The 12,607-nt window shown below is 73.0% G+C and carries 12 protein-coding genes; 5 read left to right on the top strand and 7 right to left on the bottom strand.

Features of this window, described 5'->3' with window-relative positions:
* Positions 1-38: 38 nt before the first annotated feature.
* Both FHU30_RS02310 and FHU30_RS02305 read right to left on the bottom strand, forming a co-directional pair.
* Positions 39-821: a glycosyltransferase family 2 protein gene (locus FHU30_RS02310; protein ID WP_253870862.1), complete on the bottom strand. Its 783-nt coding sequence runs from the start codon at positions 819-821 to the stop codon at positions 39-41.
* 11 nt (positions 822-832) lie between these two features.
* Positions 833-2,335 (bottom strand): MFS transporter, encoded by a 1,503-nt coding sequence (locus tag FHU30_RS02305; protein ID WP_253870860.1) that lies wholly within the window; start codon positions 2,333-2,335, stop codon positions 833-835.
* A 212-nt stretch (positions 2,336-2,547) separates the two neighbouring features.
* On the opposite strand from FHU30_RS02305, the gene pgfA reads away from it, so the two are divergent.
* Complete coding sequence (pgfA, locus tag FHU30_RS02300; RefSeq protein ID WP_253870858.1) at positions 2,548-3,630, top strand: cell envelope lipid trafficking protein PgfA; 1,083 nt, start codon at positions 2,548-2,550, stop codon at positions 3,628-3,630.
* A gap of 149 nt (positions 3,631-3,779) precedes the next feature.
* Complete coding sequence (locus FHU30_RS02295) at positions 3,780-4,892, top strand: NAD(P)H-dependent flavin oxidoreductase (protein ID WP_253870855.1); 1,113 nt, start codon at positions 3,780-3,782, stop codon at positions 4,890-4,892.
* Between the two features lie 112 nt (positions 4,893-5,004).
* On the opposite strand, the gene FHU30_RS02290 is transcribed toward FHU30_RS02295, so the two are convergent.
* From FHU30_RS02290 to FHU30_RS02275, 4 genes are all read right to left on the bottom strand, one after another.
* Positions 5,005-6,492 carry a serine hydrolase gene (locus FHU30_RS02290; RefSeq protein WP_253870853.1) on the bottom strand — a complete coding sequence of 496 codons (1,488 nt, stop codon included), beginning with the start codon at positions 6,490-6,492 and terminating at the stop codon, positions 5,005-5,007.
* A gap of 8 nt (positions 6,493-6,500) precedes the next feature.
* On the bottom strand, positions 6,501-6,755 hold the full coding sequence (locus FHU30_RS02285; protein WP_308211159.1) for a hypothetical protein: 255 nt from the start codon (positions 6,753-6,755) through the stop codon (positions 6,501-6,503).
* A 238-nt stretch (positions 6,756-6,993) separates the two neighbouring features.
* A complete protein-coding gene (locus FHU30_RS02280) occupies positions 6,994-7,623 on the bottom strand; it encodes a TetR/AcrR family transcriptional regulator (protein WP_253870851.1) in 630 nt (209 codons plus the stop codon).
* A gap of 63 nt (positions 7,624-7,686) precedes the next feature.
* Positions 7,687-8,223 (bottom strand): cupin domain-containing protein, encoded by a 537-nt coding sequence (locus FHU30_RS02275; RefSeq protein ID WP_253870849.1) that lies wholly within the window; start codon positions 8,221-8,223, stop codon positions 7,687-7,689.
* 141 nt (positions 8,224-8,364) lie between these two features.
* Here FHU30_RS02275 and FHU30_RS02270 point away from each other — a divergent pair, with 141 nt between their 5' ends.
* Both FHU30_RS02270 and FHU30_RS02265 read left to right on the top strand, forming a co-directional pair.
* Positions 8,365-9,672, top strand: coding sequence for an outer membrane protein assembly factor BamB family protein (locus FHU30_RS02270; protein ID WP_253870847.1), 1,308 nt, complete (start codon positions 8,365-8,367; stop codon positions 9,670-9,672).
* 63 nt (positions 9,673-9,735) lie between these two features.
* On the top strand, positions 9,736-10,338 hold the full coding sequence (locus FHU30_RS02265; protein ID WP_253871865.1) for a DUF1345 domain-containing protein: 603 nt from the start codon (positions 9,736-9,738) through the stop codon (positions 10,336-10,338).
* Here FHU30_RS02265 and FHU30_RS02260 read toward each other — a convergent pair.
* A complete protein-coding gene (locus tag FHU30_RS02260) occupies positions 10,328-11,128 on the bottom strand; it encodes an alpha/beta fold hydrolase (RefSeq protein WP_253870845.1) in 801 nt (266 codons plus the stop codon). The two genes, FHU30_RS02265 and FHU30_RS02260, sit on opposite strands and share 11 nt — an antisense overlap.
* Before the next feature lie 100 nt (positions 11,129-11,228).
* Here FHU30_RS02260 and FHU30_RS02255 point away from each other — a divergent pair, with 100 nt between their 5' ends.
* On the top strand, positions 11,229-12,527 hold the full coding sequence (locus FHU30_RS02255; protein WP_253870843.1) for a diacylglycerol/lipid kinase family protein: 1,299 nt from the start codon (positions 11,229-11,231) through the stop codon (positions 12,525-12,527).
* The last annotated feature ends 80 nt before the right edge of the window (positions 12,528-12,607 follow it).

Genomic DNA, 12,607 nt, shown 5'->3' with positions numbered 1-12,607 from the left:
CAGGCGCGAGGGGGGAGCGGAGGCCGGGGCGGTGGTGGTCACGAGCCGTCCCTCCCGGCCGCGCGGGCGCCCGCGAGCAGCCCGGCCGTCTCGGTCGCCTTGAGCACGATCACCCCGGCGGCGGTCACCGGGGAGCTGAGCAGCGGGAGCCTGCGGAGCGTCCCGCCGCGTCCGAACGAGCGCGCGGTCGGACGCGTCCGGTAGGCGGGCAGCCAGCGCCCGTAGTAGCGCCGCTTCCGGTAGGCGGAGCGCAGCGTGATGCGGCCCTCGTCGTGCAGGACGCCCGAGGACGTCCGGCCGATGCGCAGCCCGGTCGCGGCGACCCGGTCGGCGAGGTCCCAGTCCTCGAAGGCGCTGAGGCCCTCGTCGTAGCCGCCGACGCGGTCCAGGGCCGTCCGGCGGAAGATCCTCGCGGCCTCCACGGCCGGATCGCCCAGGTAGGCGCGCTTCTCCACGGCCCGCGCCCGCGCCCAGAACCCCTGCCCGAACGACTCCTCCGGGATGACCAACCCGCCGAGCCCCGGATCGGCGTCGAACGCCTCGGCCGCTTCGGCGGCGACGCCGGGGGAGGCGACCATGTCCGAGTCGACGAACGCCACGACGCCGGTGGACGCCGCGCGCCAGCCGAGGTTCCGCTGCGCGCTGCGCTCCGGCCCGCCCGCCAGCAGCCGGTCGGCGTAGGCGGCGGCGATCTCCGGCGTCCCGTCGGTGGACGCGTTGTCCACCACGACCAGCTCGACCGGCGCGGACTGCGCGCGCAGCGAGGCCAGGCAGCGCTCCAGCGTCCGGGCGGAGTTCCGGGTCGGGACGACGACGGTCACACGTGCGGTGCTCAGCGCGACCTCCCGGGGTGGACGTGTCGGAGCAGGCTAGCCCGGATCGCCGCGAACCGGGACGGCCGCCCGTCCGGGGTCCTTTCCGGCTCGGCCCAGGGCAGCTTTCGGGGGAGAAGTGGGGACAGCGCGGCGGCGATCAGCAGCGCGATCGCGGCGACGGCCAGCGTCCGGGCGGCCGGTGAAGGGCCTGTGACCTGGCCGGACGTGCCGTAAAAGGCGATTCCGGCCACCGCGACGCCGAGGACGCCCGCGAACTGGGTCACCGAGTTGTAGACGCCGGACGCCGCGCCCGACGCGTCCGGCGGGACGTCCGCGAGGACGGCGTTGGCCAGCACCGGCAGCGCCAGTCCCATGCCGATACCGGCGCAGAACAGGCCGGGCAGCAGGTTCCAGGGCCGCAGGTCCGTCCCGGTGGCGGCGAAAGCGCCCGCAACGGCCGCGACGCCGCACGCCATGACCAGGGCGCCCGTCCGGACGAACGCCCGGGCGCGCGGCGGCCCGAGCCGGTGCGTCGGCTGGGCGGTGCAGGCCATCCCGGCGGGCCAGGCCGCGCCGGTCAGCGCCACCTTGAGCGGCGACCAGCCGAGCCCGGTCTGGAGCCCCCAGGTGAGCGCGATGAAGCAGGCCGCGACCGCGCCGAACAGCGCCGTCGTCACCAGCAGCCCGGCCGAGAACGAGCGGCGGCGCAGCAGCGACGGCGGGACGAGCGGGCTCAGCCCGAGCCGCTCGCGCCGCCGCTCCACCGCCGCGAACGCCGCCAGCGCCGGGACGCCCGCGACCGGCAGCAGCAGGCTCCACAGCGGCCAGCCGCGCTCCCGCCCCTGGACGAGCGGCAGCGTCAGCGCGAGCGCGGCGGCGCTGACCAGCACGACCCCGGCCGGATCGAGCCGGGGAGGGGGCGTCGCGCGCGAGTCGTCCATCCAGCGGGCCGCCCCGGCGAGAGCGGCGAGCCCGACCGGGACGTTCACCAGGAAGATCGCGCGCCAGCCGAGCCCGGCCAGGTCGTAGTGCAGCAGGATCCCGCCGAGCAGCGGGCCGCCGACCTGGGCCGCGCCGAGCAGCATCCCGTAGAGGGTGAACGCGCGGGCGCGGGCCCGTCCGGGCGGGAACTGGACGCTGATCACCGACAGCGTCTGCGGGACCATCACCCCGGCGAACACGCCCTGCGCCGCCCGCGCCGCGATCAGGACGCCGGGGGAGTGCGCGGCCCCGGCCGCCGCCGAGACGGCCACGAACCCGGCCAGCCCGGCGAGCAGCACGCGGCGGCGGCCGAGGATGTCGCCGAGCCGTCCGCCCGTGACGAGCAGCAGCGCGTAGCCGAGGGCGTAGGCGGACACCGTCCACTGCCCGAGCGCCGGACCGGCGTGCAGATCGTGCTGGATGCGGGGGAGGGCGACGTTCACGACCGTCACGTCCACCAGGTCCATGAAGGCCGCCGTCAGCGCGGCCAGGAGCGCCAGCCAGCGGCGCTCCAGGACGGCGGGTGGGCGAAGGCTCATGGGACGTTCCTGCCGGGGGTGGACGGGGGCGGACCGGGCGCCGCAGGCGGGGCGGACAGGGGTCGGAGGGGGCGGGGACGGGACGGCTGATCCTGTAGGGTAACCGGACATGCCGGGCCGCTGGCCTGGTCAGGGACCCTCCGGCCTGCCCGCCACGGAGACCTGGCCGGGAGGGGCCGGTGGGACCGGGGACCGGTCGTCCGGGAGGTGAGATGCGGCGTTCGCTGGGACTCGTGCTGGTCGTCCTGGGCGCGTTCCTCGCCACCCTCGCCCCGCTGATCCGGTTCTACGTCTCGTCCCAGGTGATCCAGGCGCCGCTGAACCGCTACGAGCGGGTCCGGCTGGAGGCCGCGAACGCCAGCGTCTTCGACATGGCGACGCTGAAGGTCCGCAAGGGCATGACCCTGGTCGCCGACACCACCATCCGCGGCGACGTGAAGGCCAACGGCGGCAACGGCCGGATCGCCGTCTGGGACTCCTCGACCACGATCACCGACAAGTCCACCGGCAAGCAGATCGACCTCCAGGCCTTCCGGATGGCCTTCGACCGCCGCACCGCGCAGCTGGTGAACTGCTGCGCGGCCAACGTCGGCGGCGACGTCAACGTGAAGATGTTCGGGTACGGGCTGCTCTACCCGATCGCGGACGTGCACCGCCGCGACTACCCGTTCTACGACACCACCACGCGCCGCACGCTGCCGATGAAGTACACCGGCGACGAGGAACTCAACGGGATCGACACCTACAAGTTCGTCCAGCAGGTTCCGCTCGCCAAGGTCGAGACGATGGACGTCAAGCTGCCCGGCGACATGCTCGGGCTCGGGAAGAACGCCTACCCGCAGCACGTCGACCGCTACTTCGAGGCCGTCAACACCCAGTGGGTGGACCCGCGCACCGGCATCCCGGTCAAGCACGAGCAGAAGATCACCCAGTCGCTCCGCACCCGGGACGGCACCGGCAAGCTGATCGTCGCGGACGCCGACATGATCACCGTCCCGGCGGACCAGAAGGCCCTGGCGAAGCTGTCGAACGACTCCGCCATGGAGATCGCCTGGACCCGGATCTACGGGCCCGTCCTGGCGCTGGTCGCCGGGCTCGGCATGCTCGGCGCCGGTTCGGCGATCACGCTGCTGAACGGCCGCCGCCTCCCGCCGCCGCCCCCGGCCCCGCGCGGCCCGGACGGGCGGTTCGGCGGCCTCGCCACGGGCCCGCCGCCCGGTGTCCGCCGCCGCTCCCACCCGCCCGCGGGTTCCGCCCGCGCCCGCCGCCAGCCGCGCCGCCTCGGCCGCGACTGACCTCCCCGTTCCCTCCCACCCCGTCGCCGCGCGCGGCGGGGTTTTGTAGTACGCGTTCTAAGCCGTCCACGCCAGGGTCCGGAGATTCCAGCGATCTCGCAAACTAGAACCTGTTGCAGTTTCGGCTCGGTGGGGGTTATGTTCGTCGGGTGCGGACACGAGCCACCGAACTGTTCGGCATCGAGTACCCGATCTTCGCGTTCAGTCACTGCCGCGACGTGGTCGCGGCAGTGAGCCGCGCCGGCGGCATGGGCGTCCTCGGCGCCCTGTACTTCACCCCCGAGGAGCTCGAGGTCGAGCTGAAGTGGATCGACGAGCACGCCGGCGGCAAGCCGTATGGCGTGGACGTCGTGATGCCCGCCAAGTACGAGGGCGCGGACGCGGGCGACGCCGAGGAGCTGCTCGGCCGGCTCCAGGCGATGATCCCGCAGGAGCACCGCGACTTCCTGGAGGGACTGCTCGCCGAGCACGGCGTCGAGCCGCCCGCCGAGAAGGCCGGCCGCGCGCTGCTCGGCTGGACGGACCAGACGGCCCGCCCGCAGGTCGAGGTCGCGCTCCGGCACGACATCGCGCTGCTGGCCAGCGCGCTCGGCCCGCCCCCGGCGGACGTGGTCGAGCTGGCGCACGGGCACGGCGTCAAGGTCGCGGGGCTGGCGTCCAGCGCCCGGCACGCGGCCAAGCAGGTGGCCGCCGGTGTGGACATCATCGTCGCGCAGGGCACCGAGGCGGGCGGCCACACCGGCGAGGTCTCCACGATGGTCCTCATCCCCGAGGTCGTGGACGCGGTGGGCGACGGCACGATCGTCCTCGCCGCCGGGGGCATCGGCCGCGGCCGGCAGGTCGCCGCCGGGCTCGCGCTCGGCGCGGAGGGCGTCTGGACCGGCTCGATCTGGCTCACGGTCGACGAGGCCGACACCCCCGAGCGCGCCATGCCGAAGCTGCTGGACGCGACGTCCCGGGACACCGTCCGGTCGCGGGCCTGGACGGGGAAGCCCGCCCGGTTCCTCAAGACCGCGTGGACGGACGCGTGGGAGGGCGAGTCGTCGCCCGGCACGCTCCCGATGCCCATGCAGTTCATGCTGGTCGCGGACGCGCTGCCGCGGATCGCCCGGTCCGGCGACGGCGAGCTGGTCACCTTCCCCGTCGGGCAGATCGTCGGCAGCATGAACCAGGTCAGACCGGCCGCGCAGGTCGTCTACGACCTCATCGAGGAGTACGTCGAGGCCGTCGAGCGCCTGACCGGCCTCACCAACGCCGACTAGTCCGCGGCGGACACGCGTCGTCCCCCGTCCCGGCGCGCGGGACGGGGGACGCGACCGTTCATCAGGCGTCGGCCTCGGCCTTGGTCGGCCCTGGCCTGGCCGCGGTCGTTCGTCAGGCGTCGGAGGCCTCGGCGAGCTTGAAGCCGGCGCGGGCGAAGGCGAGCATGTTCAGCTCGGTGGTGCCCGGGATGACGGCCTTCGGGTTGGACATCATCACGCTGGTGACGACCGTCCGGCCGGAGGCGGTGCGGGCCATGTAGTTGCCGGTGAGCACGCCGGGCTCGCTGCCGCCCTTGAACCAGACCGTCCGGTAGGTCTTCGGGTCGAGCTCGATGCCGCCGTCGTTCATGCTCAGCGCCTTGCCCACCTCGGCCTGGCCGGGCTTGGCGGCGCGGTCGCGCAGGCCCTTGAAGGCCGCGCACATGTCGTTCGGGGACGCCATCCACTCGATCGTGTCGATGTCGCGGGGCTCCTGCCAGGCGCGGAGCTTCGACGTCGGCGTCACGTCCAGCGGGGGCAGCGCGCCGTACCGCTTGGCGGGCGGCAGCGCGAGGTAGCTCTTCGCGGTGGCAGGGTAGTCCGAGCCCTTCAGCGCGAAGACCTCGCGGGTGGTCAGGAACGGCAGCATGCCCTGCGGGTGCCGGTTCCCCATCGCCGGGACGGCGCGCTCGACCGCGTCCCGCCCGAGCCGGTTGATCAGGTGGTCGGCGGCGGTGTTGTCGCTGATCGCGATCATGTGCTCGGCGTAGTTCGCGAGCGTGAACTCGGTGCCCGCGGGCTTGTCCTGGAGCACGCCGGAGGGCAGGCTCTTCCAGGCGTCCATGATCGGCTGCTTGGTGTTCCAGGAGACCCGGTGCGCGGCGACGGCGTCGGAGAGCGCGCCGAGCACGTACAGCTTGAACGCCGACCCGAGCGGGCGCGGCGTGTCGGCGTTCACGCCGTGCAGGACCTTGCAGCGGCCGTCCTTGCCGATCTCGGCGGTCGCGAACGCGACGTCCGGCGCCTGCTTGCGCATCTCGCCGTCCAGCTCGGACCAGGATCCGGGCTGCTTGGCGAAGTACAGGCCCGCGATCTGGCCCGACGCGTTCGTCGCGGCCGTGCCGAGCAGCGTGGTCTTGCGCGCTCCGTTGAACCAGCCGACCGCGCGCCCCCGCGCTCCGACCGGCGGCAGCTCCGGGCTGAGCGGCCCGATCCGGCGCAGCGACTTGTTCAGCCCGCCCGCGCCGCCGAGCGTGCGGAGCGTCGCGGGCTCGATGTGCGTCTGGGCGTCGGCGTCGCTGATCGGCAGGTGGTGGGACGCCTGGACGATCCACTGGAGCTGCTTGTCCGCCGCCTTCCCGGCGGCGGTGCGCCCGCCCGCCGCGCTCTGGACGGGCGCGCTGGTGGCGCAGGCCGTGACCCCGGCCAGCACGGCGGCGGCGACGGCCGCGAGGCGCGCGACCCCGCCCGGACGGGACGCGCGGCCTTTCGGAGACGAGGCGCGGCGGGCGTCCGCAACGGCGGCGCGGCCGGTTTCCGGCTGGGCGGTGCGGCCGGGTTTCGGCTGGGCGGTGCGGCCGGGTTTCGGAAGGGTGGTGCGGCGGGTCGTCGGGCGGTTCATGGGGCGGGTCATCGGGCGCCCGCCCCGGGAAGGACGTTGGTCGACATGGGAGTCCCCGTTCTCGGATCGATGGGACGCCCGAACCGCTGGAACGCCGCCTGCCGGGTGATGCCGAGCGCGTCGCCGACCTCCTGCCAGGTGCGTCCGGAGGCGCGCGCCGCCTCGACGGCCGCGCGCAGGTGGTCGTCCGCCCGTCGGACGGCCTCGGCGGCGGCGGCCACCTCGGCCAGCCCGCCGCCCGCCGCGCCAGGCGTTTCGGGCACCCGACCCAAGCTGTCACCGGCGGAATTTGCTGTCAAGCGTTCATTTACACTTTGCGAATTCTTGGCACGGTTTCCGGCACGCGCCCGGCGGGCCGCGCTGCGGCAGGTGGCGTTGCAGAACCGCCGCTTACGTCCCGGACCAGCCTGTTGTGTCAGGGATGTACCGCAGTTCTCGCAGGCATCCGTCATGACATCACCCGTATTTTCGTGCCGGCGAACGGCACGAAAATAGCACGTTTCAGGGCGATGCCGGACGGTATGCGCGAAGGAACGCGCGCACGCCGTCGCGCAGCAGCCTTTCCGTTTCCTCGGCGGGGAGCGGCAGCGCGCCGTAGAAGGTCCGCTGGATGATCACCGCGACGGTCAGCTGGTTGAAGTGCAGCGCCGCCGTCACCGGGTCGGGCAGGTCGAGCAGCCCGCGCTCGGCGATCCGCGCCAGGTACGGCGCGAGCCGCTCGTGCGCGGTCTGCGGGCCCGCCGCGATCCACCGGTCCAGCACCGGCCGCGGGATCCGGGTGACCTCGGCCTCCAGCGCCCGGACCAGCGCGAAGTGGTCCGGGAACCCGGTGATCGTCGCGGCCCGGTCGCGGCTGAACGCGAGCAGGTCCTCCTCCAGGTCCAGGATCTTCAGCAGGTGCAGGTCCATCAGGTGCTTGACCGCGTCGGTGACCTGCTGCCCGCCCTCGACCGCGACGGCCTGGAACAGGTGCTCCTTGTCGGCGAAGTGGTTGTAGATCGTCCGCTTGGAGACCTTCGCCTCGTCCGCGATGGCGTCCATGCCGGCGCGCGTGTAGCCGTCCCGTCCGAACACCTTGCGCGCGCCGTCCATGATCGCGCGCCGCTTCTCGGGCCGTCCGGTGGACGTCACGCCCGGCCTCCTCCACTCCGTTCTGCACCGACCGGTGCAGTATATGGGCGCGCCCGCCCGCGCTCAGCGTCCGGCGGGCCTGGGGCCGTCGCTCAGGTCCATGAAGTAGCTGTCGTGCGCGAGGAAGAAGTCCTCGCGCTCCTGCTGCGACAGCCCGGCCAGGTGGCCGACGCCTTCGAAGTACTCCTCGCGGGGCGCGCCGGGTGCGAACAGCATCAGGAACGAGACCGGGTCGTCCGACCGGTTGGTGAACGAGTGCAGCCCGCCCGCCGGGACGTACAGGAAGTCGCCCTTGGACGCCTCGCGCCACCGCTCCCCGTCGAAGACGCCGAGCGTGCCGTCCGTGACGAAGAACGACTCGGACATCGTCCGGTGGAAGTGCGTTCCGGTGCCGCCGCCGGCCGGCAGGTTGCGCACGTGGTAGAGCCCGAAGTCGCCGTCGGTGGAGATGTCGTGCTCGCGCCCGGTGGGCTTGCCGGTCGCCAGGTAGTACGTCTCCATCCCGGTGGGACTCGCCAGCTCCGGCTTCGACGCGGCCGCCCGGAACGACGCGCTGATCTCGCCGCCCTCGCCGTGGTACCGGTCCTGCGGGTAAGACATCGCAACCCCCTGGGTTTCGCTGTTGTGCGGCGTCCTGCCTCGACGATCCCGAAAGTACACCGAGTGGTGTAATCACTCAACCAGTGAGTGCAAATTCAAACCCGGGAGCGCGAACCGCCGCTGATCGCGATAATGCGGGGCATGCCGCCGATGACGCGATCACGTCGATGGATGGTCCTGGGCGCGCTGCTCGCCGCGACGGCGACGGCGTGCTCGTCCGGCGGCGGTCCCGCGCCGGACCCGCGCGAGGGACCGGCTCCGGCCTGGTCGTTCGTCGGACCGACCGGGTTGGCCACCACGGCCATGGCCGGGCGGGTCCTGGTCATCAAGAACGACGAAGCCGTGCTGGGCGTCGACCCGGCGTCCGGACGACGCCTGTGGAGCGTTCCGTCCTCGCCGCGGCTGGGCATCCGCATCGTCCGCGACCTGGTGGTCCAGGTCGCGCGGGAGCAGTCGGACGTCCGGGAGGTCACGGTGCTCGACTCGTCCACCGGCCGCGTCCTGTGGCGGAAGGCCGGGATCGCCTACGCCCGGATCACCCAGGACGCGATCTTCGCCGGCGCGTGCGCGGGCAAGGCGTGCGCCGTCACCCGCTACGACCCGCGGTCCGGCGCGCCGAAATGGACCAGGCCCGGCGACGCCTGGCTCTCCGAGGACGACATCGGCGCGCGGCGGCCGGACGTCCCGCCCACCGGACGCCTCATCGCGGCGAGCATGGAGCCGACCGGGAACCCGTCGTTCGGCGCGCGCGACGCCGCGTCCGGCACGCCCCTACCGGGACGCGTCTCCGCGCGGAGCTGGACCGAGCTGGCGGTCGGCGGCAGCCTGGTCGCGATCCAGAACGATCCGCCCGAGGGCGACAACCGCTGCACCGTCACCGTCACCTCGGCGGACGCCGCGTCCGGTGCGAAGCGGTGGCAGCGCCAGATCTTCGGCGGGCGCGCGGCGGACGGAAGCTGCGTGAAGCGCCTCGTCCCGGACAGCACCGGCCTGACCCTGATCGGCGCGGGCACGCGCATCGCGGCGTCCACCGACAACGGGTTCCCGCAGGTCTTCGACCTGGCCACCGGCCGGACGGTCTGGCGCGCCGCCGACCAGGCCGTCCCGATCGACGGCGACGGACGGACCCTGCTCGTCCGGACGCAGGCCGACCGCGGCGCGCTCTCGCTGCTCGACTTCGCGACCGGCCGCCGCCTCTGGACCGCCCCCGATCCGGGCTTGGAAGGGACGTCGGCCAGCTGGAAGACGAGCGTCACCAGCCGCCTGGTCGCGATCACCGGAGCGACGGGCGACCGGCCGCGCGTCCTCGTCTACCGGGCCGACACCGGGCAGCGCTTGGGCATGTTCCCCGGCTGGCTCCAAGGGCTGGGCGACGACTGGGTGGCCGTCGGGCACAGCCCCAAGGAGCCGCAGGCCAACAAGCTCCAGTACGACTTCATCCGGCTCTGACGCCTTTCACCTGCTTGTGACGTCGCTTCAACTGCTTCTCGCGTCCTTTATCTTGTCTCCGTGATGAAGTGGTTGCTCTGGGTGCTGGAACTGGCGCTCATCGCGCTCGGGGTGGCCTGGTTGCTCCCGTTCAGGGCCGGCACCGCGGGCGTCTTGATCCTCGTCGCGTGGAACGCGGTCGCGGTGCTCTACCTCGGCTTCGGATGGCGGCTCATGCATGAGCGGCTCCCCGCCGCCCGGCAGGAGGCCGAGCTCCGGGACCTGGTCGGGCCGCAGTGGTACTCGTCCATCCTGGCGACCGTGGCCAGCGGGTCCGGGCTGGCCAGCGGGCTCGCGATCGTCACCTCCCACAGCGGGCACAACAGCACCAGGGACGCGATCGCCGCCACGACGATCTTCGTCTCGTGGACGGTGCTGCACGCCGCCTACAGCAACCTGTACGCGCGCGCCTTCGTCGCGGACGGCGGCCTGGAGTTCCCGAAGTGCGAGTACCCGACCATCACGGAGTTCGTCTACTTCTCCTTCACGATCGGGACGTCGTTCGCCACGTCCGACGTGAACGTCCTGTCCTCGCCGATGCGCCGGAAGGTCGCCGTCCACAGCGTCCTGGGGTTCTTCTTCAACGCCGTCGTCGTGGCCGTCGCGATCGACTGGATCAAGAGCTGACCTGCCGCGCCGCCTCGCGGACGGCCTCCGCGAGCGGCTCCGGCGCGGTGATGTGCGCGACGTGCCCGTGCCCCGCAAGCGTGACGACGCGCGCATCGGGCAGGACGTCCGCCAGGTCGGCCAGGCGTTCCCGCAGGTGGGACGGGCTCTGGTCGCCTTCGAGCAGCGTCGTCGGCAGGTCGAGCGCGGCGAACCGTCCGATTCCGGTGCCGAGCGCGTCGATCGCCTCGTTGTCGGCGATCTGCGCCGCCGCCACCGCCGCGAACGCGGCCCTCGCCTCCTCATGCGCGAACACCATGTCCACCCAGTCGGCGGGCATCTGGACGATGTCCCGCAAATGCACCCGCATCGCCTCGGCGGGCTCCCCGGCATCGAGCAGCTCGCGCGCCCGGACGCCCGCCGCGCCCGCGACCAGCTCCTTCGTGGGCATCGGCGGCTCGTAGAGGAACATCCCCGCGAAGGCCGAGCGGTCCATCAGCGCCGCCTCCATCGCCGCGACCGCGCCCGACGAATGGCCGACGAGCAGCACCGGCGCGTCCAGCTGCCGAGCAACCGCCACGATGTCGGACGCCTCGACCCGCATGGAGTGGGGGAGTGCGATCTCGGCATCGCGCACGTAGATCCGCCGCCGGATCCTTGCCGTCCGGAAGTCGGGCAGGAAGCGCACGACCTCGTCCCAGGCCGAGACGTCGCCGCCTCCCGGATGGACGATCAGCAGGTTCGTCCCGTCCCCTTCCACGACTGCGCTGACCAGACGGCCGTCGGCGGAGGGCACGACAAGTTCGCTCATGCGCCCACCTTGGCCCGGCCCGCTGACACGCCGCTGACACCGTTTTGCCGTCCCGGCCGCGGGAAATGTCTTCCCTGGTGGGACGGGGTATGGGGGCGGAATGGACGATACTTCGGCCGCACGCCTGCTCGCGCGCGCGGCACTGCTCGCGGCAGCCGGCGTCCTCGCCGTCCTGGTGTTCGCGATCGGCCAGGCCGGCTTCCTGATCGTCGGCGGCGGGCTCCTCGGCCTGGTCGTCTGCGCCGCCGGCGCCTGGTGCTTCCTCGCCTACCGGGGCGCGAGACGACTCCTCGGCGCATGCCTGATCATCGCCGCGCCCGTCGCCATCCTGGTCCTGTTCGCTTTCGAACGCCTCTGGCTCGACGTCCTGCTGCTCGCGGTGTGCTGGTCGGCGACGCTGGCCTGCGCCCGAGCCGCCCTCCGCCGGGCCGACCCGTACCGAGCCCGCCCGACCCCGGCCGCACCCCCGGCGAGGCCCTTTCTGATCATGAACCCGAAGTCCGGCGGCGGCAAGGTCGGCCGCTTCGACCTGGTCGAGAAGGCGAAGGACCTCGGCGCCCAGGTGCACGTCCTGGACACGTCCACCCAGACCGACGTCGCCGCCCTCGCCCGCAAGGCCGCCGCCGAAGGCGCGGACCTGCTCGGCGTCGCGGGCGGCGACGGCACCCAGGCCCTCGTCGCCTGCGTCGCCGCCGAACACGGCCTGCCCTTCCTCGTGATCTCCGCCGGAACCCGCAACCACTTCGCCATGGACCTCGGCCTCGACCGGTCCGACCCGTCCCGCTGCCTGGACGCCCTGACCGACGGCGAGTACCTGCACGTCGACCTCGGCGAGGTCGCGGGCCGCGCGTTCGTCAACACCGTCTCGTTCGGCGTCTACGCGGACGTCGTCCAGCGCCCTGAATACCGCGACGCCAAGACCGAGACAATGCTGAACCTTATGCCCGACCTCCTCGTCGGCGACAACGCCCACCGCCTGGATGCCCGCGCCGACGACACCACCCTGAAGTCCCAGCAAGCCCTTCTCGTCAGCAACAACCCCTACACATCCCCGGACGAAATCGGCGGCGCCGGCCGCCGCCCCCGCCTGGACACCGGCGAGATGGGCGTCATCGGCATCTGCGTGGAAGGCGCCGCCCAAGCCGCCGACCTGGCCGTCCGCGGCTCGAAATCCACCGGCATGACCGTCCTGACGGCCCAGCGCGTCGAAGTAACCGCCGACAGCACCGAAATCCCCGTCGCCGTAGACGGCGAGGCCCTCCACCTCCCCACCCCCGTCCTCTGCACCCTCCACCCAGCCGCCCTAACGGTCCTAGTCCCCCGCAACCGCCCCGGCACCCCCCGCTCAGCCCCACCCCTCAACTGGCACCACCTCCTCACCCTCGCCCTCGGCCACTGACAAGGCCCGAGCCTCGACACCCAAGAAGCCGCCCAGGAGGCCGCCCGCCTCGCCCCCTGACCGGGCCGTTCTACAGCCTC

Source organism: Actinomadura rupiterrae (assembly GCF_024172125.1).
In the GTDB taxonomy this organism is placed as follows: domain Bacteria; phylum Actinomycetota; class Actinomycetes; order Streptosporangiales; family Streptosporangiaceae; genus Spirillospora; species Spirillospora rupiterrae.
This window is presented reverse-complemented; position numbering and strand designations above follow the sequence as displayed.